We start from the raw sequence: 22,252 nt of genomic DNA, 5'->3' as shown, positions 1-22,252 counted from the left end.
CGCCGGGACGGCGATCAGACCAGCGGGGGCGGGTCCGAGGCGTCGCGCAGCGCCCGCTCGACCGTCGACTGCACCAGAGCCGACAGGAAGCCACCCGGGTTCTCGACCCCGATGTCACGGAGCCGCGAGGTCGACTGTCCGATGATCGAGCGGGAGAACTCCGTGGCCGTGGCGATCGCGTCGGCGTAGACGGCACGGTCGGCTTCCGCGATGACCACCGGTTCGCACCCCATCTCCACGGCCAGCGCCTGGGCGATCGGGAGCACGGCGGCGGGAGCGGTGACCGCCGCGAAGCCCGCCTGCAGCTGTCGGAGGTCGATCGAGGTCCCCGTGAACGTGATCGCCGGGTGCACCGCCAACGGGATGGCACCGCGCTCCGCCGCCGGGCGCAGGACCTCGATGCCCTGCGCCGGATCGGTGTGCAGGACGAGCTGGCCGATCTGCCACCCGCCGACCTCCGCGATGCCCGAGACGAGGGACGGAAGCTCGGCGGAGGGGACCGCGAGGATCACCAGTTCGGCGCGCCGCACGACCTCCTGCGTGTCCAGCACCGGGACGCCAGGGAGCACCGCGGACGCACGCTCGTCGTCCGATCCGCTCGTGATCCCGATGATCGCGTGCCCGGCTCCGGCCAGTGCCGCGCCGATCACCGGACCGACGCGCCCGGCCCCGACGATGCCGACGCCCAGGCGCCCGTCGCGCACCACGCTCACTCCTCGCGCGACGTGTCCGGTCGCGCCGGCGGGGTGGGTGGCGGGGTCGGGCCGGTCGGCGAGGGAGAGGTCGAGGGGGCAGCCGTCTGCGGCGGTGGCGGCGCGACCGGCGGAGCAGGCGGCGGCGCGACCGGAGGCGCCGTGACCGGCGGAGCAGGCGGCGGCGTCACCGGAGGAGTCCGGACGGGCGGGACCAGCGGAGTCGCCGACCCCGGAACACCGGTCGGCGGAGCAGGCGGCGCGAACGGAGCCGGCGTCGCGAACGGGGCCGGCGGAGCGGGCGGAGCAGGCGGAGCGGATGCCGCCCCTCCGAACGCGGGAGACGCCGGCGTCGCAGGACCACCGAACACCGGCGGAGCGGGCGGTGCGACCGGAGTTCCCGCCGCAGCGTGCTCGCTCCAGCGGTGCGTGTGGTCTCGGGACGCCGCCTCGGCCGCGGCGACGCTGACCTCGTTGAGCAGTGCGAGGGCGTCCGCGCGCTCGAGCCCGGAGAGGAGGCCGGTGATCGGGCCGGGCACGGTGTGCACCTGCGCGCCGGAGACCCCCTGGGCCCGGTCGATGGGCCCCTGGCTCAGCGACACGCCCTGGAGACGCGCGAGCGGGAAGACCGCGAGCTTGCGCCACACGATTCCGCGGCGCAGGAGCAGGCCGTCCGAGGTCACCGTGTATCCGTGACGCTTCCAGGAGAACGGTCGCCGCCACCAGGCCCGGCGCGGCATCGTCCGATAGGGGTCGGCGTCGGTCGGACCGACGACACCCTGGTCCCACAGCGCGGGGATGCTCTCGGCCGGCACGTCGGGCAGCACGAGCGACAACACCCGCTCCACGTCCGCGCGCTTGCCGACCGGGAGCACGACGTTGAACTGCTGACCGCTGCTCGACGACTGCTGCGCGGCGCTCTTGCCACTCATGCGGTTGATCTTGATGGTCCACCAGCCGAACGGCCGCCACAGCAGGGACTGCGACACCTCGACCGCGAAGATGCGGCCCGGCGGAAGGGTCTCGGTGACCGTGGTGAGCAGGCCGTAGGTGATGCGCACGCCGTCGGGGGTGGGCGCGATGGAGTAGCGCAGCGACTTGGAGATCTGCGCCCACGTGATACCGACCACGGCGATGACCATGGGGACGCCCATGCCGAGCCCGATGCCCAGCAGCACCACCCCGCCGTCGGGATCGCCGTCGACGAGGATGCCGATGAGGGTGCTGCCGATCGCGATCGCGAAGATCACGCCGAAGAAGACCAGCCACAGCAACCCGGAGATGAGCTGCGAGCCGATCAGCCGGCCGGCCGGGATCTTGACGACGCTCTCGGGGACGACGTCCTGCAGGTCCACGCCGGCGAGCAGGCCGTTGACGCCCTCGTTCATCGAGCCGACGAGCTGTGCACGCGCGGTAACCGGAGCGGTGCCGCCGGACGTCGCGCCGTTCTGCGGATCCAACGCCGCGTGCCGAGCGGCTCGCGCACCGGAGGCCAGGCGCAGGATCTCGGCGCGCACGCCTTCGGCGCGCGGCGTCGCCAGGTATTCCAGCGCGACGTTCGCGTCGGTGCCCGCGCCGACGACCTCGAGCTTCGCGAGGCCGATGATGCGTGCGGGGAACGGCCGCGTGAGGTTCACGCCCTGCACACGGTCGAGCGGGGCGCGACGGTGCGACCGGAAGATGATGCCCTTGCGCACCTCGACGTGCTCCCCGGTGATCCGGAACTGCTGGAAGCGCCAGACGAACCAGAAGATGGCCACGAGCACCACGACGAGCGCCAGGACACCCAGCAGCGCGATCAGGGCGAAGTTGTTGGCGAGCACCCAGTCGACCGGATCGCCGCCGGTGTAGTCGTCGTAGTGCGCCTCCTCCGGCGCGAACTGCCCGACGAGCCAGGCGATGACGCGGTCGCGCATGTTCGCGATCACGATGCCGCCGACGATGATGAGCGCCAGGCCGCCCTTGAAGAGCGGCGTCAGCGGATGCATCCGATGCCATTCGCCGTCCGCGAGGTGCGTCGACGGTGCGCCCGCGGAGGTCTGCCCCGGCGCGGCGGTGGGGAGCTGCGACTCGCTCACAGTCCGGTCCGGCGGGTCTCGGCGACCTGGATGAGCGTGTCGCGCAGCGCCTCGGCCGCCGCCTGGGTGAGGCCGGGGATCTGCACGCCGGTGGTCGCCGCCGCGGTGACCATCTTGAGCTGGGAGATGCCGAACGCCCGGTCGAGAGGCCCCTGGGTGATGTCGACGAGCTGCATGCGACCGTACGGCACGGCGATCATGCGCTGCCAGAGGATGCCCTTGCGGAACACGATGTCGTCCGCCCGCAGCATGTAGCCGATCGCCCGCGCCTGACGCGGGAGGATGACCAGCGTCACGAGGGTGATGAGGATGATGACCCCGGCCGGAATCCACACCCAGTCCTGTTCGAGCACGATGTTCAGCACGACGGCCGCCGCCACGACGATCGCCAGGAAGATGACGTTCTGCACGATCTGCGACACCACGTAGCGCGGCGAGATCTGGTGCCAGGTGCCGTCGAGCTCGAGGCGGGCCTCGTTGCGCACCGTGCGCAGGCCCGTGTAGGTGCCCTGGTCGAGGGCGCCGAGGTCAGTGCCCTCCGCCGGGTTCAGGGGCGCGGTCTCTGGGTTCTGAGTCATCAGGATCCTTCGGCAGGGTGCAGAACTGTTCGGCGACGAGAGCGGCGATGACGAGCACGACCGCACTCGCGATCAGCGCCACCATGGCCACAGTCGACCCTATCGGGGGATCGATGGGGCGCGTGAGGAGGAAGGCCAGCAGGCCCGCCCCGAAGCCCGCCAGGATCGCCCCCAGCAGACTCGACGCCCGCGCGAGGGTCGCGGCCCGGAGGGCACGGAACGGGTCGATGCGCACCCCGGAGCGGACGCTGCGCCGCACCGGCCAGGCCACCCCGAGCGATGCGCCCGCGATGAGGACGAGCAGCACCGGGAGGAAGAGGGACGGCGTGAACGTGGCCCGCCCCGTCGCCGTGAGCATCTGGTCGAGGATGAAGCCGGCCCCGGCGCCGACGAGCGCGAGGACGGCGAGAAGTCCGGCGGAGGTGCGCTTCATCCCTCGCCTCGCGCGCGAAGGTCCGCCGCCAGATCGGCGACCCGGCCGCGCCCCACGAGCTCGGCGTCGGGGTCGACGTCGAGCCACGGCTCCAGGACGAACAGCCGCTCCGCCGCCCGCGGATGGGGCAGCTGGATGCGGGGGTCGTCCGAGACGACGTCGCCATAGGCGATGAGGTCGAGGTCGAGGGTGCGGTCGCCCCACCGCTCGCCGCGCACGCGGCCGTTCTCGTCCTCGATGGCGTGCAGCATGCCGAGGAGGATCTCGGGAGCGAGCCGTGTGGTCACCAGAGCCACCGCGTTCACGTACCCGGGGGCGTCCGGGTCGGGGCCGTCCACGCGCAGCGCCACCGTCTCGAACAGGCGCGACAGGCCCACGTCCGAGACGAGCGGCAGCCGAGCGATGCGCGCGGCCGCGGCGCGGATCGTCTCCTCGCGGTCTCCGAGATTGGCGCCGAGCGCGACGACCGCCACCGTCTCGGGGCGCGGAGCTCGGGGGCCCGGCACCTCCGGCGGGCGGGTGAGGTTGCGGCTCATGTGGTGATGTCCTCCAGCGACTCCGGAGCCCGCGTCCGATGGACCGTCACAGCCACGTCGCTGAAGGTGAGGGCGATCGGCGCCTGCGGCTTGTGCACTGTGACGGTCACCTGCTGCACGCGGCGGTCACCGAGGGCGACGTCCGCGATCCGCTCGGCCAGGGTCTCGATGAGGTTCACCGGCTCCCCCGCGACGACGGCGGCCACCCGCTCCGCGAGCTCGCCGTAGTGCACGGTGTCGGCCACATCGTCGGACGCGGCGGCCTGTTCGAGGGAGAGCCGCAGCCGGAGGTCGACCGTGAACTCCTGTCCGTTCTCCCGCTCGTGCGGGTAGACGCCGTGGTGGCCGAACACGGTCAGCCCTGTCAGCACGATCTCGTCGAGGAAGTCCATGCCTCTAGGGTACGGCGACGCTCCGACCTCGCACTCAGCCTTCCCAGGCGCGGGTGATCGCGAGGGCGTCGCGGGTGGCCGCGACGTCGTGCACGCGCACCGCCCAGGCGCCGGCGCGCATCGCGAGCGCACTCGTCACCGCGGTGGCCAGGTCCCGGCGCTCCTCGGACACGCCGTCACCGCCCGGGGCAGCCTCCTGCAGCACGTCGGCGAGGAAGCGCTTGCGCGACGTCCCGACCAGCACGCGGAAGCCGAGACCCACGATCTCGTCGAGGCCCCGCAGCACGTCCCAGTTCTGAGCACCGGCCTTGGCGAACCCGATACCGGGGTCGACGATCAGGCGGGAGGGCGCGATCCCGGCGGCGGCCGCCTCCCCGATGCGCTCGCGCAGTTCGCCGGCCACCTCTCGGGCGACGCGGCGGTAATCGGCGTTCGCGTACATGTCGGCGGAGAAGCCCCGCCAGTGCCCGATCGCGAAGTCGGCACCCGACTCCGCCACCGCGGCGCGCATGTCGGGGTCGGCCAGTCCGCCGGAGACGTCGTTGACGATGCGCGCTCCCGCGCGCACGGCGGCCGCGGCGGTCGACGCGTTGAGGGTGTCGATGCTGACGACGGCGCCGGCCGCCGTGAGCTGTTCGACGACCGGAAGGACGCGGCGCTGCTCCTCGTCCACCCCGACGCGTTCCGCGCCCGGTCGGGTCGACTCGCCCCCGACGTCGAGGACGGACGCCCCTTCCGCGCGCAGGCGAAGGCCGTGGGCGACCGCGCGGTCTGCGTCGAGATACCGCCCGCCGTCGCTGAACGAGTCGGGGGTGACGTTGACGATGCCCCAGATGCCGGTCATGCGCGCGACGTCCCGGCCCCCGGCACGGTCATGCCGATCAGGGTCACCAGCTCCGCGCGTGCCACGGGATCCGTGTAGACCCCGCGCGCCGCGATGGTCAGCGTCGAGGCCTCGGTCTGCCGCCCGCCCCGCATCGTCACGCAGCCGTGGCTGGCATCGAGAACGACGAGCACGCCGCGCGCGTCGAGGTTCTCGGCGATCGTGTCGGCGATCTGCTCCCCCAGCCGCTCCTGCACCTGCGGCCGCGCGGCGAGGATCTCCACGACGCGCACGAGCGCACCGAGGCCGACGACCTGCTCGCCTGGAAGGTAGGCGATGTGCGCGTGCCCTGCGAAAGGTAGGAGGTGGTGCTCGCACACCGAGCGGAAGCGGATGTCGCGCAGCAGCACCGCGCCGGACGGCAGGGTGTCCGGCGCCGGCCCGCGGGTCACGCTGATCGTGTGGGCGAGTGGCTCGGCGGGATCCTCGCCCACACCGGCGAAGAACTCCGCGTAGAGCTCGGCCATCCTCGAGGGCGTCTGCTTGATCCCCGGACGATCGGGGTCCTCGCCGATCGCCTCCAGGAGTTCCCTGGTGAGCCGCTCGACGCGTCCCTTGTCGACGGTCACGTCACGCCGTCGCGGGACGAGGGTTGCCCGCTCCGGCGGAGCCCTGCTGCGGACGCGGCGGGGCCGTCGGCGCCTCGACGGAGGCGGCGAGCGAGACGTCCTTCTTCGGGACCTCGATCGGCGGCCGCTCCGAGACCGGGCGGTCTTCGCTGGACAGCCACAGCGGACGCTCGGGTAGCTTCTTCACCTCGGTGAAGATCTCGGCGATGCGGTTGTGGTCGAGGGTCTCCTCCTCGAGGAGCGCGAGGGCGAGACGGTCGAGGATGTCCCGGTTCTCGCTGAGCACCGCGTACGCCTCGTTGTGCGCCTGCTCGATGAGCGCCCGCACCTCGGCATCGACGCGCTCCGCGACCTTCTCGGAGTACTCGCGGCCACGGCCCATGTCGCGCGCGACGAACATGTCGCCGCCCTCGGTGCCGAGCTTGACCGGACCGACCTGCGTCGTCATGCCGTACTCGATGACCATCTTGCGGGCGATCGAGGTCGCCTTCTCGATGTCGTTGGAGGCGCCGGTGGTGGGGTCGTGGAAGACGAGCTCCTCGGCGACGCGACCGCCCATGGCGTAGGTGAGCTGATCCTGCAGCTCGTTGCGGGTCACGGAGTACTTGTCGTCGAGCGGCAGCACCATCGTGTAGCCCAGCGCCTTGCCGCGGGGCAGGATCGTGATCTTCGTCACGGGGTCGGTGTAGTTCATCGCCGCCGCCGCGAGCGCGTGTCCGCCCTCGTGGTACGCCGTGATGAGCTTCTCCTTGTCCTTCATCACGCGGGTGCGACGCTGCGGACCGGCGATCACGCGGTCGATCGCCTCGTCGAGGGCGCGGTTGTCGATGAGCTGCGCGTTCGAGCGGGCCGTGAGCAGCGCGGCCTCGTTGAGCACGTTCGCCAGGTCGGCACCGGTGAAGCCGGGCGTCTTGCGAGCGACGACCTCGAGGTCGACGTTCTTCGACAGCGGCTTGCCCTTGCTGTGCACCTCGAGGATCTTCTGGCGGCCCTTGAGGTCGGGGGCGTCGACACCGATCTGACGGTCGAAGCGGCCGGGGCGCAGCAGCGCGGGGTCGAGGATGTCGGGACGGTTGGTGGCCGCGATCACGATGACGTTCGCGTTCGGGTCGAAGCCGTCCATCTCGACGAGCATCTGGTTCAGCGTCTGCTCGCGCTCGTCGTTGCCGCCGCCCATGCCGGCGCCGCGGTGACGGCCGACGGCGTCGATCTCATCGATGAAGATGATGGCGGGAGCGTTCTCCTTGGCCTGGCTGAACAGGTCGCGCACGCGGGAGGCACCGACGCCGACGAACATCTCGACGAAGTCGGAACCGGAGATCGAGTAGAACGGGGCTCCGGCCTCGCCGGCGACGGCGCGGGCGAGGAGGGTCTTTCCGGTCCCGGGAGGGCCGTACAGCAGCACGCCCTTCGGGATGCGGGCGCCGATGGCCTGGAACTTCGCCGGGTCCTGCAGGAACTCCTTGATCTCGTGGAGCTCCTCGATGGCCTCGTCGGCACCGGCGACGTCGGCGAAGGTGACCGTCGGGGTCTCCTTGTTGACGAGCTTGGCCTTGGACTTGCCGAACTGCATGACCTTGCCGCCGCCGCCCTGCATGGACGACAGGAGCCACCAGAACAGGAGGCCGAGCAGCACGAGGGGAAGCAGCAGGGAGAGGAAGCCGTCGAACCAGGTCGCGCGCGGCACGGCGTCGTTGAAGCCGTCCTTCGGAGCGGCCGCATCGATCGCGGAGACCACCTCGTCGGCGCGGGCCTCGACGTAGTAGAACTGGACGTTCTCGGAGCCCTCGAACGGCTTGGACAGCGTCATGTCCACGCGCTGATCGCCGTCGGTGGTGACGACCTCGGTCACGGTCTTGCCGGAGAGCAGCTCGAGCCCCTCCTGCGTCGTGATCTGCTTCGGCGCACCGAGGTTCGAGATCAGCAGGAATCCGCCGAAGAGCAGCACGCCGATCAGAGCGACGTAGATCAGCGGATTGCGGGTGAGCTTCTTCACATCCATGGTCGGATCAGCGTATCGCCTCCGTGCTAGGGGGCCGCTGTGCGTTCACCCACGGCGCAACGCCCCTGCGCTGGGTCGCTGAGCCCGCCCGGGTTCTGAGCCCGCCTGGGTCGCTGAGCCCGCCTGGGTCGCTGAGCCTGTCGAAGCGTCAGCTGTAGACGTGCGGTGCCAGCACGGCGACGTCGCGGAGGTTGCGGTAGCGCTCCGCGTAGTCGAGTCCGTAACCGACGACGAATTCCACGGGGATGTCGAAGCCGACGTACTTGCAGTCGATCTCGACCTTCGCGGCCTCCGGCTTGCGCAGCAGCGCGAGGACCTCGATCGACTCCGCACCGCGGGACTCGAAGTTCTCCAGGAGCCAGCTCAGGGTGAGGCCGGAGTCGATGATGTCCTCGACGATGAGCACGTGCTTGCCGTGCAGGTCGGTGTCGAGGTCCTTGCGGATCTGCACGACACCGCTCGACTTCGTGCTGGCGCCGTAGCTCGACACCGCCATCCAGTCCATCGGCGCGTGGAAGGGCAGCGCGCGTGCGAAGTCGGCCATGACCATGACCGCGCCCTTCAGCACGCCCACGAGGATGAGGTCCTTGCCCTCGTAGTCCTTCGCGACCTGCGCCGCGAGCTCGTCGAGCTTGGCGTGGATCTCCTCCTCGGTGACGAGGATCTGTGCAAGGTCGTCCTGGATCTCCGCGGCGCGCATGGATCGATTTTAGGCGACGCGGCGGTGTGCTCCGGTCGTGGGCGCGTACCCTCCCCCGCAGGTCGACACCGCACTACTCTGACGGTGACGCGGGCGCACGCCCCGACGGAAGGAGATCCCCATGGCGACCCAAGACATCCTCAGCCAGGTCCCCCTCGACGACATCGCGCAGAAGCTCGGAGTGTCGCGCGACGAGGCCAAGGTCGCGGTCGAGCAGGGCGGCGCCGTGCTCCTCGGCGGGCTGGCCAAGAACGCGGAGAGCTCCGAGGGGTCGGCGGCCATCGAGAAGGCCCTGGGCAAGCACCGCGGTGCGTCGAGCCCGGCGACGATCGACGACATCGATCAGGAGGACGGCGAGAAGATCGTCTCCCACATCCTCGGCGGGAAGGAGAAGGAGGTCACGAAGGAGCTGACGGAGTCGAAGGCGACCCCGGGCATCGACTTCGGAAAGCTCCTCCCCATCCTCGCGCCGATCGTGATGGGTCTGATCGCCAACGCGACCAAGGACAAGACGGCGAAGGCGGACGCGGGCACGGGGGGCTCCGGCGGGATCGGCGACGTCATCGGCGACGTCATCGGCGGCGGCGACTCCGGCTCCGGCGGCGGGTTGGGTGACGTGCTGGGTGGCCTCCTCGGCGGCGGCAAGAGCGGCTCCGGCGGCGGCATCGACCTCGGCGGCATCCTCGGCGGCCTCTTCGGCGGCAAGAAGTAGGACGCGACGCCGCCGCGGCCCGCGATTCAGCGGGTCGCGGCGGTGAACACGATCCGGCCGCCCTGGCGCACGGCGGCGCACCCCGGCAGGTCGATCGGGCCCTGACCCGACCAGTCCGTCACGAGGCGGGCGACCTCGATCGTCTGCGCGCGGCTCAGGCTCGCCCCGAACTCGCTGTCGACCACGAGACGGATGATGCGGTTGCGCAGCGCGGCCGGGTTGGCGGCGAGCGCGGCGACGCTCACCGAGATCCCGGCCTCGGCGTGCTCGACGATGTCCTCGATCGTCTCGTGGATCATCTCGTCGAACGCCTCCGCGTCCTCCCGGAGCTGCTCGGCGGTGCGGGCCAGCGCCTCGGCGATGCCCGGGCCGAGCTGCGTCTCCAGCACCGGGAGCACGTGGCGACGCACCCGCACCCGCGTGTAGCGGTCGTCGGTGTTGTGCGGGTCGTCCCAGGGCTGCAGCTCCGCCGCGGCGCAGAACGCACGGGTGGTCTCGCGGCGCACGCCGAGCAGCGGGCGCAGCCACCGGAGGCCGTCCTCGTCCTCCCGATCCGGCGCCATGCCCTGCAGGCTCGTCGCCCCGGAGCCGCGCGCGAGCCCGAGCAGGACGGTCTCGGCCTGGTCGTCGAGGGTGTGTCCGAGCAGGACCGCCCGCGCGCCGATGTCGCCCGCCGCGTCCCGGAGCACGCGGTAGCGCGCGTCCCGCGCGGCCGCCTCCGGACCGCCCTCGCCGTCGACCTCGACGCGGACGACGAGCGCCTCGAGCCCGAGCCGTCCGGCGATGCGCGCCGTCTCCGCCGCGACGTCGGCGGACCCGTCCTGCAGACCGTGGTCGACCGTCACCTCGGTCGCACGCACCCCGCGTTTCGCGGCCTCGAACGCGGTGGCCGCCGCCAGTGCGAGCGAGTCGGCACCGCCGGACACCGCGACGACGACGGTCGAGCCCTCGGGCAGGTCGGCGAGCGCGGTGCGCACGGCGAGGCGGATCTCGGCGACGGCGGGGTCGAGGGATGGCATCCCTCCACGCTAGGGCACCGTCTCGGCTGCCGTGTCGCCCGAAACCGCGCAGGGCTATCCTGGCGCCGTGACCGGTCGCTCCCCTGCTCCGTCGTTCCGCCCTGAGCGCTTCAAGGCGTTCGTCGATGCGGTCGTGGCGATCGCGATGACGTTGCTGATCCTGCCGCTCACGGACTCGGTCGCCGAGGCGGCCGCCGATCACCTGGATACGGCAGAGTTCCTCGCCGCACACGCGGGCCAGCTTCTGAGCTTCGGATTGAGCTTCCTCCTCATCGCGGTGTTCTGGATGGGGCACCACAGTCAGTACCGGGACGTCCAGGCGGTCACGCCGGCGCTGCTGTGGATCAACGTGGCGTGGATGGCGACCATCGTGTGGCTGCCGGTGCCGACGGCGATGATCGGTCAGATGGAGCCCGACCCTCTGCAGGCGGTCCTCTACATCGGCACGCTCCTTCTGACGCAGGTCACGACGCTCGCCGGCTGGCTCTATCTGCAGCGGCACGGGGAGCTCATCACGGCACCCCCGGCGGTGATCCGCGGCGGAATCGCCGGTGATCTCGCGGCGATCGTCCTTTTCGCGATCGCCCTGGTCATCGCCGTCGCCGCGTCGCCGAACGGATACCTGGGGTTGCTGGTCCTCCTGTTGAGCAGTCCTCTCTCACGCCTCCTGAACCGGATCGTCCAGCGGCGGCACCGGGACAGCCATCCCGCGACCCCCGAGTAGGCTGGTCCGCGGCATCCCAACCGATCTTCCTGAGGAGCACACGCATGGGCGCACACGACGCCGTCATCGAGATCCCGCGCGGCAGCCGCGTGAAGTACGAGGTCGACCACGAGACCGGGCGAGTGCACCTCGACCGCGTGCTCTACACGACCTTCGGCTACCCCGCCGACTACGGCTACTTCGACAACACGCTCGGCGAGGACGGCGACCCGCTCGACGTGCTGGTGCTCCTCGACCACCAGATCTACCCCGGCGTCGTCGTCGAGGTCCGCCCCGTCGCCGTGCTGAAGATGAGCGACGAGGCCGGCGGAGACGACAAGCTCGTCGCCGTGCTCTCCAAGGACCCGCGCTGGGCGCACATCCAGGACATCGACGACGTGCCGGAGTACACGAAAAAGGAGATCGCGCACTTCTTCGAGCACTACAAGGACCTCGAGCCCAACAAGTGGGTCAAGGTCGACGAGTGGGGCAACGCCGCCGAGGCGCAGCGCATCCTCGACGAGGCCATCGTCCGCTTCGGCGAGCAGGGCCACTGACCCGACCCTCTCTGGGTCGCTGACCTTATCTGGGTCGCTGAGCCTGTCGAAGCGAAGACCCCCGGACGCCAGGCGTCCGGGGGTCTTCTGCTGTCCAGCCGTCCGTCAGACGGAGATGCCCTTGCCCGCCATGAAGTCGATGGGGTTCGTGTAGCGGCCGTTGATGTAGACCTCGAAGTGCAGGTGGCAGCCGAAGGAGCCGCCGGTGTTGCCCGCGTAGGCGATGACCTGTCCGGCCTCGACCCACTGGCCGCTGCGCACGGCGAACCCGCCGGGCTTGATGTGCGCGTAGCCGGTGGCGATGCCGCCGCCGTGCTGGATGCGGACGTAGTTGCCGTAGCCGCCGTTGTAGAAGGCCGCGTCGACCGTGCCGGAATGGGCCGCGTAGATCGCCGCGCCGCAGCCGTTGGCGAGGTCGACGCCGTAGTGCCAGCTCGAAGAGCAACCGTTGGCGTTGCACTGCTGCGAGCGGGGGCCGTAGCCGGAGCTGCGGTAGCCACCGTGCGGACGCACCCAGCCACCGCTTCCCGGGGTGCCGCCTCCGCCGCTGTTCCCCCCGGCGTTCGCGGCGGCCTCGGCGGCCTCGCGGCGCTTGCGCTCCTTCTCGCGCTCCTCGACGCCCTTCTGGTACCCGGCGACGGTGGTCGCGGTGGTGTCCTTCAGCGCGGCGAGCTGCGCCTGCATCGTGGCGAGGTTCGCCGACTGCTCGTCGAGAGCGGCCTGGGCGGCGTCGGCGGCCTGCTGCGCTGCGACCATCTTCTCTTCGGCGATCTTCTGAAGCCGGTCGCGCTCGTCCCGGGCGACGACCGCCTGGTCGCTGAGGGACTGCGCGGAGTTCCGCGCGGCGACCGCGTCGTTGTAGACGGTCTGGTTGTACTCGAGGAGCTTGTCCATCGAGCCGAGGCGGGCGAGGAGCTCGTCGGCGTTGCCTGCGGAGCCCGCGAAGAACAGCTCCAGCGAGGTGTCGTCACCGCCGTTGCGGTAGAGCTGCGCGGCGACCTGGCCGGCCTTGCGGGCGGACTCGTCGGCGACGGCGGCCTGCGCGTCCGCCTTCTCCTGCAGCGAGTCGGCCTCCGCGATCGCGGCGAAGTAGGCCTGCTGCGCGTTGTAGAACTCGGTCGAGGCGACCTCGGCGGCGGCCTGCGTCTCGGAGACCTTCTGCGTGAGCGACTGGATCAGCCCCTCGATGCGCTTCACTTCGGCGGCCTTGGAGGCCTCGTTCTGCTTGGCCTTCTGCACGTCGTCCCAGCTCGGGTACGACGCGGCGTGGGCGGCCGTGACGCCGGACGTGATGCCGAACGCGCTGAGGGCGACGACGCTGAGCGCGCCGAGTCCGAGAGCGCCGCGGCGGCTGATGCCGTCGCCGAAGAGGGTACGTCGCTCCGTCGGGGTGGGCGCACACCCGCAGTCCGCGGATGCCGCGAGTGCCGCATCCTGCGTGGTCTTGTCGTTCACACGGCCCCTTCCGCCGGTTTCACAGATGCCACAGTAACAACAACCTTCACACCAGCACCAGACTCCTGGAGCGGCGTGAACGGCATCCCCGGCCCCTCCATGGTCCCGCTCGAACACGCCCGGGGGAAGCGGGTTCCGGCCTCGATTCGCGATTTGCCCGGATGATCCCTTATGCTTGAGCGTCGGCAAGGAAGTCCCCCGGGACTGACTCGGCCCCATCGTTTAGCGGCCTAGGACGCCGCCCTTTCACGGCGGTAGCACGGGTTCGAATCCCGTTGGGGTCACTCCATCCGATACAATTGAAAACACCAGTATGGCCCTGTAGCGCAGTTGGTTAGCGTGCCGCCCTGTCACGGCGGAGGTCGCGGGTTCAAGTCCCGTCAGGGTCGCTCCGTGCGACGAGCTCTTTCTTCGGAGAGGGCTCTTCGTCTAGGACGCGGCAGCATCATCGCCGCGCGGCTCTGTAGCTCAGTTGGTAGAGCGTTCGACTGAAAATCGAAAGGTCACCGGATCGATGCCGGTCGGAGCCACAAGGCTGATCATTACAATCAGCCCAGAAACCCTCGCCTAGCTTCTACATGGCGGGGGTTTTGCTTTGCCCTGCGGCGACCGCATGCGGCAGCGCGTGGGTCACGAGGCTCACCAGGAACTTCCCCGGTTCCTCGAACATGCAGAGGTGCGCGGAGTTCTCGAACCACACGACGTGCGTCGACGGCGCCGTCACGGTCTCCAGCCAGCGGGCGACCGGCCCGGTGGGGGTCGTCCAGTCGTGCCGTCCGAGGAACTGGAGCATCGGCACCTCGAACGCCGTCTGATCGCGGGCGTCAAAGCCGAGCAGGGCGGGCAGCACCGCGGGCATGGTCGCCCGCTGCCCGACACCGATGAGGCCCACGTCGGCATCCGTGTAATACGGGGACAGCTCCTGCGACTCGGTGAAGTACGCGAAGTCGGAGCGATACGCCGAGAGCCCACCGTAGTACTGCGCCCATCTCCGGCAGGTCACGATGCGTTCGACGGTCAACGGCTCTTCACCGGGGTACTCCCCGAGCGCCTGCAACTCGGAGATCGCCTGCTCGTTCCGGTCCGCGACGGCACTCCGCATCGCGTGGCGGAAGCTCTCCTCCTCGTTCTCGGGACCGGAGATGACCTGGCCGACGCCGACGTACGCCCACAGCAGGTCGGGACGCCGCCGCGCGAGGGTGAGCCCGAGGACCGTCCCCCAGCTGTGCCCGAGCACCCCGACCTTCTGCACGCCCAGCTCGCCCTGGAGCCACGCGATCAGGTCCACGAGATCGTCGACGTACCGGTCGACGCTGAGGTCCATGCCCTCGGACACGGAACCCGCGGACTTGCCGCTTGCACGCTGGTCGTAGTTGACGACCGTGAAGTATTCCTCCACGCCGCGTTGCCAGACCCACGACGAGGGCAGCGACGGGAGGGCAGGACCGCCGTGACAGACGACGAGCACGGGGTTCCGTGTGCTGCGACCGCGGATGGAGACGAACTGGGAGACACCGCCGAGGTCTACGTACGCCGTCCTGTCGATCGACTCCGGGTTCGGGATCCGGCACAGATCCGCGATCACTGCGCGGCCGACGTCGTCACTCATGTCGATCACCCTAGGAGAAGCGGACCGGCGGAACCTCACCCCAGCGCGCGCTGCCACACACCCCGATGCGCGGTGACGTAGTCGAGCACCGCCGCCCAGTGCGCCCCGTGACCCGTGCGGTACATGGTCCCCCACGGCTCGCGCCCCACCGCCGCGGACGAGCGCAGCAGGTCGAGCATCGCCTGCGTGCGTCGGCGCATCATGTCCGGGAGCACCGCGCGCAGCTCCTCGTCGGCACCGTATCCGTCGACGAAGGCCGCGAGGTCTTCGGCGGAGCGCTCCGGGTCTCGGGTCGGATCCGAAAGCGCGAACGTCTGCGCGGAGAAGGCGAGGTCCCACGAGCGGGTGCTCGGGGAGGCGCCGTCCCAGTCGATGAAGACCCAGCGGTCGCCGAGCATCAGATTCCACGGCGCCAGGTCGTTGTGGCAGATGAGCTCCTGCGCGGGCGCCGAGAGAGGTGGTTCCCAGATCGCCCCGGCTGCAGGGACGTACCGCGCCGAGACGTCATGGATCCGACGGACCATCCCGCCCACGCGACCGAGCTCGGCGGCGGAGAGCGGTGCGGCGTCCATGGCGAGCGTGCCGGGGAGGAACTCGATGATCTGCCGCCCCTGCGCGTCTCTACCGAGCGGCTCGGGCGCGTCAACGCCGCCGTCACGCAGCGCCCGCACATAGGCGATGACGTGCGGGGTCGCGGGTGTCCACGCCTTGCGGACTGTGTCCCTGACCCGCACGACGGGTCCGCTCGCGTTGCCACCCTCGAGGACTTCCTCCCGCATCCCCCGAGGCTATCGGAGACGCCTCCGGCAGAGATCACTCCTCCGGGTGACGAGGGATACCTCCCGCGACGGACGCCGCCCGCGAGCCGCGCCCGCAGAGTGGAGGTATGACACGACGACACCTCCTCCCCGCTGCCGCCCTGCTCCTCGGCGGCACCCTGCTGCTCGGCGGATGCGCTGCCGTGGAGGGTCTCGTGCACAAGCAGTCGACCACGACCTTCGACGACGCCGACGCCTTCCGGGCGGACACGCCGGTCGACGCGGACTGGGTTCCGGACGACGCGACCGCTCTCACGCTCCGGACGTCGACCATCGAGGACGCCGACGACGCTGTGCTCCTGCTGACGAGCACGACGGCGCTGCCGGACGACTGTGTGGAGACGGAGCGGACCTCCGCCCCGACGTGGACTCTGGACGACGGCCCGTCCGCGTACGAGGCGAAGACCGTCTTCGTCTGCGGCGACTGGAGCGTCATCCCGTCCGACGACGGCTGGTTCGGATGGACGCCGAACTCCGACGAGGAGAAGGCCTCCGCCCGGAGCTGAGGTCCGCTCAGAGGTCGTCGAGGGCCTCGCGCGCCGACTCCACGGCCTCGGCAGCGGCGTCCTTCTTCTCCGCGGCCGCCGTGCGCCTCTGCTCCGCGGCGGGACGGTCGCGCTCGACGCGATCGGCCTCCTGACGCAGCTTCTCCAGCTGCGCCTCCACCTCGGCGATGCCGTCCGCGAGCTCCTCGGCGCGGTCACTCAGTGCCCGCACCGCCTCGTCCTCCTTCGTGAGAGCCCGCTCCGCCGTGGCCAGGGCCTTCTCCGCCGCGGCCACCTGCCGCTCCGCGTCCCGCCGCTTCCGCCGCTCCTGCAGTTCGTCCCGCGGGCGCGGGGGTTGCGGCTGCAGGGTGGGGAGGGTGCCGGCCACGGCGTCGCGGACGTCGTCCGCGGTCCCCGACGGCTCCAGAGCCCTCACGAGTCGTCCGGACGCGACGGCCGCGGCGGCATCCTGATCGAAGAACGCCGCGGAGATCGTCTGCTCGACGGCGTCCCGCGTGGCTGCCGTGACGCGTTCGCCCCGGGACCCCGCGAGGTCCGCCGCACTCTCGGCGAGCCGCCGGGTCAGGGCACGGCGCTGCCTGCTGAGCGTGGACAGCGCGGCGGCATCCAGGTCTTCCTGCGCCTCGCGCAGCTCCGCGGCCAGCGCCAGGGCCTCCCCGAGCTGGGCGGCCCGCTCCTGCGCGAACACGTTGACCACCCAGGCCGCGACCGACGGCTTCCGCAACGCCTTCACCTCCGCGGCGAGCGCAGCGTCCTCGATATCCTTCGCCGCGGCGTTCCGGCTGGCGGTGAACGCTTCCGGCGGCCCCGCGTACAGCGCTGCCGCGATGTCGTCGAACGTCCCTGCGGCCATGCGCCCACGATACGCGCCCCGGAGTGCTCGACTCCGGCCGGTCACTCGATCGCGAGGTAGTCCGCGGCGTCGGAGGCGACGAGCACTCGCGCGCCGAAGGCGCCGTTCCCGTTCCCCGGATAGAGGTAGAGCTGTCCGGCCGGGGTGCGCGCGAGCAGGTCGGCGCGCCCGTCGCCGTTGTAGTCCACGCCTCCGGTGACCTCGGTGAACTCCTGCCAGCCCACGCCCACCTGTCGCACCGTGCGCAGGCCCGACGCCCCGGTGTATAGGAGGAGCTGACCGTCGGCCGCGACTGCGACGATGTCGCCGCGTCCGTCCCCGTCGAAGTCTCCCGCGATGAGGTAGTGGACGCTCTCCCAGCCGCCGCCGATCATCGTCTGCGAGGAGGTCAGGCCGCCGCTGCCGTTGCCGTGGTAGACCCTCAGGTTGCCGGACCCGGAGACCCCGAGGATGTCCTGACGTCCGTCACCCGTGAAATCCGCACCCGAGGCGATGTGCCGCATGCTGTACCACCCCGAGCCCAGCCCGACCGCCCCGCGGAAGCCCCCGCGTCCGTTGCCGGCGTAGAACTCCAGGACCCCGTCGGAGCGTGCCACGAGGAGGTCGGCATTGCCGTCGCCGTTGAGATCGGTGTGCGTGATGTGTCGCCGCGAGTTCGCCCACCCGCTCCCGAACACCGTGGTCGGGCCGGCGAGGCCGGCGCGCCCGTTGCCGGCGCGCAGCCGCAGGTCGCCGTTCCCCGCGACCACGAGGAGGTCGACCTTGTCATCGCCGGTGAAGTCTCCGGCGCTGACGCCGGCGGGCGATCCGGCACCGAGACCGGGGAAGAACAGCGGGATGGTCCCCCCTCGTGTGACGTCGGAGAGACACGTGAAGCCCTGGTTGATCTGCGAGTAGACCTTGCCGTTCAGCCACACCTCGAAGTGCAGGTGGTACGCGGCCGAGTTGCCCGTATTGCCGACGACGCCGATCTGCTGCCCGCGGAGGACCTTGGTTCCCGGTGCGAACCACCCCGGAGCCGCCATGTGCGCATAGCGGGTCACGTATCCGCCCGCGTGCTGCACGTCCACGTAGTTGCCGTAGCCGCCGTTCGACGTACGACTCTTGATCACCCCGTCGTACGCGGCGAGGATGGGCGTGCCGCCGTTGCGGGAGATGTCGATGCCGTCGTGCGCGCGGTAGTTGTTCCGGCAGCCGTCGCCGACCTTCGACTGGATGTTCCCGGACGCCGGGTAGACCATGTAGCCGTCGGACGCGGCGGTCGCGGTGCCAGCCGTGGAGACGGCGGGGACGAGCGCGCCGAGCACGATCGCGAGCACGGCGACGATCCCGATCCGGCCCCGGCGCCAGCGGGACGTGCGCGTCATCTCGAAGCTCTCTCTTGGTCTGCGGGCCCCAGGACAGGTTGTCTCCCGCGGTCACCGTACCAAGAGCGGGCCCTCCGCGACGCGAACGCCACTCCCCCGGTCGGCCGGGATGCCCTCCGCGACCGGCGCGGGCGCACAGGATCCGTACGCCCCCGCGCTCGGGTGTACCGTCAGCATCATGGGAAGACTCCGGTACGACGGGCACTCGGATCCGATCCTCATCGAGGACGAGACGCTCGCGCATCTGAAGATCGTCATCGGCACGAAGCTCCGCCGGCAGGAGAGCTTCATGATGACCTGGCGGCCCGTCGAGGGGGGCGTCGACCGGCGCGCGAGCGTGTGGATCCATCCCGCCATCCCGCTGCAGTTCGGGTTCGACGACGCCGAGCCGCCGACGGTGGACCCGCACCGCATCCAGGAGATCATGCAGGCCCTCAACGCCTCCGGCGAGCTGGTCCTCGATCACCTGTCCGGCCCGCGCTGACGCGCGGCCGGGAGGTCGCCTCCATGGACTCCGTCCTCACCGTCGTTCTCGTCGTCGTCATCATCGCTCTCCTCGTCGGCGCGGCCTTCCTCCCTCGATGGGTGCGACGCAGCTCTACCGCGGCCGGCGCCCGCGCGGGCGCGCGATTCACCGCCGAGCGGATGACGGAGCTCCTCACCGAGCTCGGCACGACGCTCCGGATCCAGGCGCCGCCGGAGGTCGCGGCCGCGCTCCTGCACGCGGCGGTCGCCGGGCATGAGAGGGCCTACGCCGTCCTCGACGACGGCACCGTCGGCATCCGCTTCGTCGAACCGGACGACACCGTCGTGCGGCTCGGTCCCGACGCCGAGGGGACTCTCCTGCGCGTGGAGACGTTCCGCGACTACCTCGGCTTCCCGCAGACCGCGCCGCTGTGGCGGGAGCTGCGGGAAAGGGTGACCGCAGAGGCGGCAGCGCGCCGGATCGAGGTGAGCGACGGACCCGTCTCCGTGTTCGAGCGCGGAGACCTGCTCGACGACCGCAACGCCCGCTGGTTCCGCCGCGCCTGATCGTGCCGCTGCCTGCCCGTGCAAATGGGGGTCACGATTCACAGGCGCCGCAATTAGGCTAGACGCGCGCCGCGCCCCGCAGGGACTCCGATGAGGACCCGGACGCGGTGCACGCCGGGGCCTCCTTCCCCGTGCTTGCGAACCCGTCCACGGAAACGAAGACCGCTTCGTGTCGCGGACACGCCAGAAAGGCTTGAACCCATGAGCGATTCCTCGGGCACCCCCCGCGACGACGACCGGTCGCCGGACTTCTTCGATCAGCTGATCGAGACCACTCCTCGCGAGTCGTCCTCCTCGTCCACCTCGGCGTTCACGATCGGCTTCCGGGGCTACGACAAGAACGAGGTCGACGCCGCGCTGGCGTCGATGCGCACGCAGCTCCAGCAGGCGGCCGACGAGCTGGCCGAGGCGAAGGCGCGCGAGGCCGAGTCCGTCGAGGCCATCAAGGCCGAAGAGCGCGAAGCCCGCGAAGCCCTGGAGGCGGAGCTCGCGGCCGCGAACGCCAAGGCCTCCGACGCCGAGCAGCAGGTGGCGACCCTGACCTCCGAGCTCGTCGACATGCCGCAGGCCGATGGCGAGGAGGCACCGTCGCGTCAGCAGTTCGAGGCGATCCTGCGCGTGGCCGAGGAGCAGGCGAACGTGCTCATCCAGAACGCCGCCGTGCAGGCCGACCGCCTGATGACCTCTGCCCGCGAGGAAGTGGCCGCGCAGCGTGCCGAAGCGGAGGCCGACGCCGAGCGCATCATCTCGCAGGCGCAGCGCGACGCCGATCAGGTGCGGCTGAAGATGGAGACCGAGTACACGGCCCACGAGGCGCGCATCGAGCGCGAGGCGGCGCACGCCGCGGAGAAGGTCAGCCAGGCCTCCCAGGAGGCCACCGCCATCCGCACCGAGGCCGAGAAGGGCGCCGCCGCGCTCCGCTCGCTGGTCACGCGCGAGACCACGCAGCTGCGTGCGGACGCCGAGCGCGAGGTCCGTGAGATGAACGCCCGCGTGCTGGAGTTCGAGGAGACCCTCACCCGTCGTCAGGACGACGCGCAGCAGGAGTTCCTCGTGCTGCACAACCAGGCCGTCGCCCACGCCGAGCGCATCACGACCGATGCGAACGAGCAGGTCACGGCCTCGCTGGAGCACGCGCAGCGCATCTCCGCGAAGGCGGACGGCTACGAGAAGCTCATGCGCTCGCAGGCTCAGGCGATCGAGGCCGACGCCCAGGTGCGCGCCAGGGAGATCCTCGAGCGTGCCCGCGTGAAGTCGCAGAAGATCGTCGACGCGGTCACCGGACACACCTCCACCGTCCTCCGCGACGCCGAGGACCGCGCCCGTCAGCTGCGGTGGCAGCAGCAGCAGCTCACGAGCTTCATGGCCGAGGTGCGCGAGCTCATCCGCCCGGACGGAATCTTCAGCGACGACAGCCTTCCCACCGAGATCGCGGTGACCGAGGCCACGATCGACGAGGACGACGACGACATCGAGGACGACGTCGTCGAGGCGTCGGTCGAGACCTTCCGCGGCGATGAGGTGCTCGACGACGAGTTCGACGACGACCGCCCCCTGGAGAAGATCACGATCGACGTGATCGAGACGGACGACTCGAAGCGCTGATCCCGCGCAGAGACACGAAGGGGCGAGCAGGCGTCTGCTCGCCCCTTCGTCGTATCCGTGTGCTCAGGCGCGGCGGAGCTGTGCCGCCGCCGGGCAGTCGAACGGGTCGCGCGCCGCCAGGCCCACGCGGTTGAGGTAGGCGATGACGATCGCGTAAGACTGCCCGAGGCTCGTCTCCGTGTACGGGATGCCGTTGGCGGCGCAGTAGTCGCGCACGATGCCGCGTGCCTTCGACAGGTGCAGCCGCGACATGTTCGGGAACAGGTGGTGCTCGACCTGGTGGTTGAGGCCGCCCATCAGCCCCGTCACCCACCATCCGCCGCGGATGTTGCGCGACGTGCGCACCTGCTTCGAGAAGAAGTCGAGCTTGGCGTCGGGGGCGATGACCGGCATGCCCTTGTGGTTGGGGGCGAAGGACGCGCCCATGTAGACGCCGAAGACCGCGAGCTGCACGCCCAGGAACGCGAACGCCATGCCGACGGGGAGCAGGAGGAACAGCGGCACGAGGAGGACGGCGAACCGGAGGACGATGAGACCGAGTTCGGTCCAGCGTCCCTTCACGTTCTTCCGCGTCATCAGGTGCTTCAGGCCGAGGTAGTGCAGGTTGAGCCCCTCGAGCGTCAGGAGGGGGAAGAAGAGCCACCCCTGCTTGCGCGTGATGAGCCGGACGATGCCACGCGACTGCGCCGCATCCTCCTCCAGGAAGGAGATGGTGTCGACCTGGATGTCGGGGTCCTTGCCGACCTGGTTCGGGTTGCCGTGGTGCCGGGTGTGCTTGGAGTCCCACCAGTGGTAGCTCATGCCGATGATGCCGGCGAGCACGCGGGCCAGGCGGAAGTTCGCCGGTCCCGTGGAGAGGATCTGACGGTGCGCCGCCTCATGGGCGAGGAAGGCGACCTGCGTGAAGACGATCCCGAGGGCGGCGGCGATGAGGAGCTGGAACCAGCTGTCCCCGAGGAGGAGGAAGCCCGCGACGCAGCCGGCGAACGCGACGACCAGCGCCGCGCCGACCAGCGTGTAGAACACGGGCGTGCGCTGCAGGAGCCCGGTTTCCTTCACGACCTGCTGCACGTCCCGGTACGCCCGGGTGAGAGGCGGGAACTCGGCGTTCCCGGCGTAGGTCTGACGCACCGGGCCGAGGGTGGCGGTGACG

Annotated in this window: 24 protein-coding genes and 3 tRNA genes; 10 read left to right on the top strand and 17 right to left on the bottom strand. The window is 70.7% G+C overall.

Annotated elements, in window-relative coordinates; genetic code table 11:
* Positions 1-14 precede the first annotated feature (14 nt).
* From IZR02_RS02750 to hpt, 10 genes are all read right to left on the bottom strand, one after another.
* On the bottom strand, positions 15-707 hold the full coding sequence (locus IZR02_RS02750) for a DUF2520 domain-containing protein (protein WP_025104581.1): 693 nt from the start codon (positions 705-707) through the stop codon (positions 15-17).
* A 2-nt stretch (positions 708-709) separates the two neighbouring features.
* Positions 710-2,770, bottom strand: a complete 2,061-nt coding sequence (locus IZR02_RS02745; RefSeq protein ID WP_025104582.1) for a PH domain-containing protein — start codon at positions 2,768-2,770, stop codon at positions 710-712.
* Positions 2,767-3,348, bottom strand: coding sequence for a PH domain-containing protein (locus IZR02_RS02740; protein WP_025104583.1), 582 nt, complete (start codon positions 3,346-3,348; stop codon positions 2,767-2,769). The genes IZR02_RS02745 and IZR02_RS02740 overlap by 4 nt, the downstream gene beginning before the upstream one ends.
* On the bottom strand, positions 3,299-3,781 hold the full coding sequence (locus IZR02_RS02735; RefSeq protein ID WP_025104584.1) for a DUF3180 domain-containing protein: 483 nt from the start codon (positions 3,779-3,781) through the stop codon (positions 3,299-3,301). The genes IZR02_RS02740 and IZR02_RS02735 overlap by 50 nt, the downstream gene beginning before the upstream one ends.
* Entirely contained in the window at positions 3,778-4,317 is a 540-nt protein-coding gene (gene folK / locus IZR02_RS02730) for a 2-amino-4-hydroxy-6-hydroxymethyldihydropteridine diphosphokinase (RefSeq protein WP_025104585.1), read from the bottom strand. The genes IZR02_RS02735 and folK overlap by 4 nt, the downstream gene beginning before the upstream one ends.
* Positions 4,314-4,709 carry a dihydroneopterin aldolase gene (folB, locus tag IZR02_RS02725; protein WP_025104586.1) on the bottom strand — a complete coding sequence of 132 codons (396 nt, stop codon included), beginning with the start codon at positions 4,707-4,709 and terminating at the stop codon, positions 4,314-4,316. The genes folK and folB overlap by 4 nt, the downstream gene beginning before the upstream one ends.
* 34 nt (positions 4,710-4,743) lie before the next feature.
* A complete protein-coding gene (gene folP / locus IZR02_RS02720; protein ID WP_025104587.1) occupies positions 4,744-5,553 on the bottom strand; it encodes a dihydropteroate synthase in 810 nt (269 codons plus the stop codon).
* Positions 5,550-6,161 (bottom strand): GTP cyclohydrolase I, encoded by a 612-nt coding sequence (gene folE / locus IZR02_RS02715; RefSeq protein WP_025104588.1) that lies wholly within the window; start codon positions 6,159-6,161, stop codon positions 5,550-5,552. The genes folP and folE overlap by 4 nt, the downstream gene beginning before the upstream one ends.
* Before the next feature lies 1 nt (position 6,162).
* Positions 6,163-8,163, bottom strand: a complete 2,001-nt coding sequence (gene ftsH, locus IZR02_RS02710) for an ATP-dependent zinc metalloprotease FtsH (protein ID WP_025104589.1) — start codon at positions 8,161-8,163, stop codon at positions 6,163-6,165.
* 148 nt (positions 8,164-8,311) lie between these two features.
* Entirely contained in the window at positions 8,312-8,863 is a 552-nt protein-coding gene (gene hpt, locus IZR02_RS02705) for a hypoxanthine phosphoribosyltransferase (RefSeq protein WP_017204674.1), read from the bottom strand.
* 121 nt (positions 8,864-8,984) lie between these two features.
* Between hpt and IZR02_RS02700 the strand changes: the two genes are divergently transcribed.
* On the top strand, positions 8,985-9,575 hold the full coding sequence (locus IZR02_RS02700) for a DUF937 domain-containing protein (protein WP_025104590.1): 591 nt from the start codon (positions 8,985-8,987) through the stop codon (positions 9,573-9,575).
* Positions 9,576-9,601: 26 nt separating this feature from the next.
* On the opposite strand, the gene tilS is transcribed toward IZR02_RS02700, so the two are convergent.
* Positions 9,602-10,594 carry a tRNA lysidine(34) synthetase TilS gene (gene tilS / locus IZR02_RS02695; RefSeq protein WP_025104591.1) on the bottom strand — a complete coding sequence of 331 codons (993 nt, stop codon included), beginning with the start codon at positions 10,592-10,594 and terminating at the stop codon, positions 9,602-9,604.
* Between the two features lie 67 nt (positions 10,595-10,661).
* Here tilS and IZR02_RS02690 point away from each other — a divergent pair, with 67 nt between their 5' ends.
* Both IZR02_RS02690 and ppa read left to right on the top strand, forming a co-directional pair.
* Positions 10,662-11,318 carry a TMEM175 family protein gene (locus tag IZR02_RS02690; protein ID WP_025104592.1) on the top strand — a complete coding sequence of 219 codons (657 nt, stop codon included), beginning with the start codon at positions 10,662-10,664 and terminating at the stop codon, positions 11,316-11,318.
* A 44-nt stretch (positions 11,319-11,362) separates the two neighbouring features.
* On the top strand, positions 11,363-11,854 hold the full coding sequence (gene ppa / locus IZR02_RS02685) for an inorganic diphosphatase (RefSeq protein ID WP_025104593.1): 492 nt from the start codon (positions 11,363-11,365) through the stop codon (positions 11,852-11,854).
* Positions 11,855-11,959: 105 nt separating this feature from the next.
* On the opposite strand, the gene IZR02_RS02680 is transcribed toward ppa, so the two are convergent.
* Positions 11,960-13,309: a M23 family metallopeptidase gene (locus tag IZR02_RS02680; protein WP_025104594.1), complete on the bottom strand. Its 1,350-nt coding sequence runs from the start codon at positions 13,307-13,309 to the stop codon at positions 11,960-11,962.
* A 211-nt stretch (positions 13,310-13,520) separates the two neighbouring features.
* Between IZR02_RS02680 and IZR02_RS02675 the strand changes: the two genes are divergently transcribed.
* The 3 genes from IZR02_RS02675 (at position 13,521) to IZR02_RS02665 (ending at position 13,839) form a co-directional block, all read left to right on the top strand.
* A tRNA-Glu gene (locus IZR02_RS02675) sits at positions 13,521-13,593 on the top strand.
* A 31-nt stretch (positions 13,594-13,624) separates the two neighbouring features.
* Positions 13,625-13,698: transfer RNA gene (locus IZR02_RS02670), tRNA-Asp, on the top strand.
* A gap of 68 nt (positions 13,699-13,766) precedes the next feature.
* A tRNA-Phe gene (locus tag IZR02_RS02665) sits at positions 13,767-13,839 on the top strand.
* A 44-nt stretch (positions 13,840-13,883) separates the two neighbouring features.
* On the opposite strand, the gene IZR02_RS02660 is transcribed toward IZR02_RS02665, so the two are convergent.
* Positions 13,884-14,918, bottom strand: coding sequence for an alpha/beta fold hydrolase (locus IZR02_RS02660; RefSeq protein ID WP_157544429.1), 1,035 nt, complete (start codon positions 14,916-14,918; stop codon positions 13,884-13,886).
* 35 nt (positions 14,919-14,953) lie between these two features.
* Positions 14,954-15,697 (bottom strand): phosphotransferase, encoded by a 744-nt coding sequence (locus IZR02_RS02655; protein ID WP_025104596.1) that lies wholly within the window; start codon positions 15,695-15,697, stop codon positions 14,954-14,956.
* 107 nt (positions 15,698-15,804) lie between these two features.
* On the opposite strand from IZR02_RS02655, the gene IZR02_RS02650 reads away from it, so the two are divergent.
* Positions 15,805-16,242, top strand: a complete 438-nt coding sequence (locus IZR02_RS02650; RefSeq protein ID WP_025104597.1) for a hypothetical protein — start codon at positions 15,805-15,807, stop codon at positions 16,240-16,242.
* Positions 16,243-16,249: 7 nt separating this feature from the next.
* On the opposite strand, the gene IZR02_RS02645 is transcribed toward IZR02_RS02650, so the two are convergent.
* Both IZR02_RS02645 and IZR02_RS02640 read right to left on the bottom strand, forming a co-directional pair.
* A complete protein-coding gene (locus tag IZR02_RS02645) occupies positions 16,250-17,095 on the bottom strand; it encodes a hypothetical protein (protein ID WP_025104598.1) in 846 nt (281 codons plus the stop codon).
* 41 nt (positions 17,096-17,136) lie between these two features.
* Positions 17,137-18,462 carry a VCBS repeat domain-containing M23 family metallopeptidase gene (locus tag IZR02_RS02640; protein WP_025104599.1) on the bottom strand — a complete coding sequence of 442 codons (1,326 nt, stop codon included), beginning with the start codon at positions 18,460-18,462 and terminating at the stop codon, positions 17,137-17,139.
* 178 nt (positions 18,463-18,640) lie between these two features.
* Here IZR02_RS02640 and IZR02_RS02635 point away from each other — a divergent pair, with 178 nt between their 5' ends.
* The 3 genes from IZR02_RS02635 (at position 18,641) to IZR02_RS02625 (ending at position 21,099) form a co-directional block, all read left to right on the top strand.
* Positions 18,641-18,946: a DUF7882 family protein gene (locus IZR02_RS02635; RefSeq protein WP_025104600.1), complete on the top strand. Its 306-nt coding sequence runs from the start codon at positions 18,641-18,643 to the stop codon at positions 18,944-18,946.
* A 23-nt stretch (positions 18,947-18,969) separates the two neighbouring features.
* The gene (locus IZR02_RS02630; protein ID WP_025104601.1) at positions 18,970-19,494 is read left to right on the top strand and encodes a hypothetical protein; all 525 of its coding nucleotides are present in this window, start codon (positions 18,970-18,972) and stop codon (positions 19,492-19,494) included.
* 201 nt (positions 19,495-19,695) lie between these two features.
* The gene (locus tag IZR02_RS02625; protein ID WP_025104602.1) at positions 19,696-21,099 is read left to right on the top strand and encodes a hypothetical protein; all 1,404 of its coding nucleotides are present in this window, start codon (positions 19,696-19,698) and stop codon (positions 21,097-21,099) included.
* 63 nt (positions 21,100-21,162) lie between these two features.
* On the opposite strand, the gene IZR02_RS02620 is transcribed toward IZR02_RS02625, so the two are convergent.
* Positions 21,163-22,230 (bottom strand): fatty acid desaturase, encoded by a 1,068-nt coding sequence (locus IZR02_RS02620; protein ID WP_025104603.1) that lies wholly within the window; start codon positions 22,228-22,230, stop codon positions 21,163-21,165.
* Positions 22,231-22,252: the final 22 nt, after the last annotated feature.

The sequence above is a fragment of the Microbacterium paraoxydans genome (assembly GCF_019056515.1).
Lineage (GTDB): Bacteria > Actinomycetota > Actinomycetes > Actinomycetales > Microbacteriaceae > Microbacterium.
The sequence above is the reverse complement of the archived record's forward strand: the minus strand, read 5'-3'. Positions and strand labels throughout refer to the sequence as shown.

Bases quoted from the DNA above. Each gene is read 5' to 3' on its own strand.
- folK (WP_025104585.1), bottom strand. From the start codon at position 4,317: ATGAGCCGCAACCTCACCCGCCCGCCGGAGGTGCCGGGCCCCCGAGCT.
- hpt (WP_017204674.1), bottom strand. From the start codon at position 8,863: ATGCGCGCCGCGGAGATCCAGGACGACCTTGCACAGATCCTCGTCACC.
- IZR02_RS02655 (WP_025104596.1), bottom strand. From the start codon at position 15,697: ATGCGGGAGGAAGTCCTCGAGGGTGGCAACGCGAGCGGACCCGTCGTG.
- ftsH (WP_025104589.1), bottom strand. From the start codon at position 8,163: ATGGATGTGAAGAAGCTCACCCGCAATCCGCTGATCTACGTCGCTCTG.
- ppa (WP_025104593.1), top strand. From the start codon at position 11,363: ATGGGCGCACACGACGCCGTCATCGAGATCCCGCGCGGCAGCCGCGTG.
- IZR02_RS02625 (WP_025104602.1), top strand. From the start codon at position 19,696: ATGAGCGATTCCTCGGGCACCCCCCGCGACGACGACCGGTCGCCGGAC.
- IZR02_RS02645 (WP_025104598.1), bottom strand. From the start codon at position 17,095: ATGGCCGCAGGGACGTTCGACGACATCGCGGCAGCGCTGTACGCGGGG.
- IZR02_RS02630 (WP_025104601.1), top strand. From the start codon at position 18,970: ATGGACTCCGTCCTCACCGTCGTTCTCGTCGTCGTCATCATCGCTCTC.
- IZR02_RS02735 (WP_025104584.1), bottom strand. From the start codon at position 3,781: ATGAAGCGCACCTCCGCCGGACTTCTCGCCGTCCTCGCGCTCGTCGGC.
- IZR02_RS02660 (WP_157544429.1), bottom strand. From the start codon at position 14,918: ATGAGTGACGACGTCGGCCGCGCAGTGATCGCGGATCTGTGCCGGATC.
- tilS (WP_025104591.1), bottom strand. From the start codon at position 10,594: ATGCCATCCCTCGACCCCGCCGTCGCCGAGATCCGCCTCGCCGTGCGC.
- IZR02_RS02635 (WP_025104600.1), top strand. From the start codon at position 18,641: ATGGGAAGACTCCGGTACGACGGGCACTCGGATCCGATCCTCATCGAG.
- folP (WP_025104587.1), bottom strand. From the start codon at position 5,553: ATGACCGGCATCTGGGGCATCGTCAACGTCACCCCCGACTCGTTCAGC.
- IZR02_RS02650 (WP_025104597.1), top strand. From the start codon at position 15,805: ATGACACGACGACACCTCCTCCCCGCTGCCGCCCTGCTCCTCGGCGGC.
- IZR02_RS02640 (WP_025104599.1), bottom strand. From the start codon at position 18,462: ATGACGCGCACGTCCCGCTGGCGCCGGGGCCGGATCGGGATCGTCGCC.
- folB (WP_025104586.1), bottom strand. From the start codon at position 4,709: ATGGACTTCCTCGACGAGATCGTGCTGACAGGGCTGACCGTGTTCGGC.
- IZR02_RS02700 (WP_025104590.1), top strand. From the start codon at position 8,985: ATGGCGACCCAAGACATCCTCAGCCAGGTCCCCCTCGACGACATCGCG.
- IZR02_RS02740 (WP_025104583.1), bottom strand. From the start codon at position 3,348: ATGACTCAGAACCCAGAGACCGCGCCCCTGAACCCGGCGGAGGGCACT.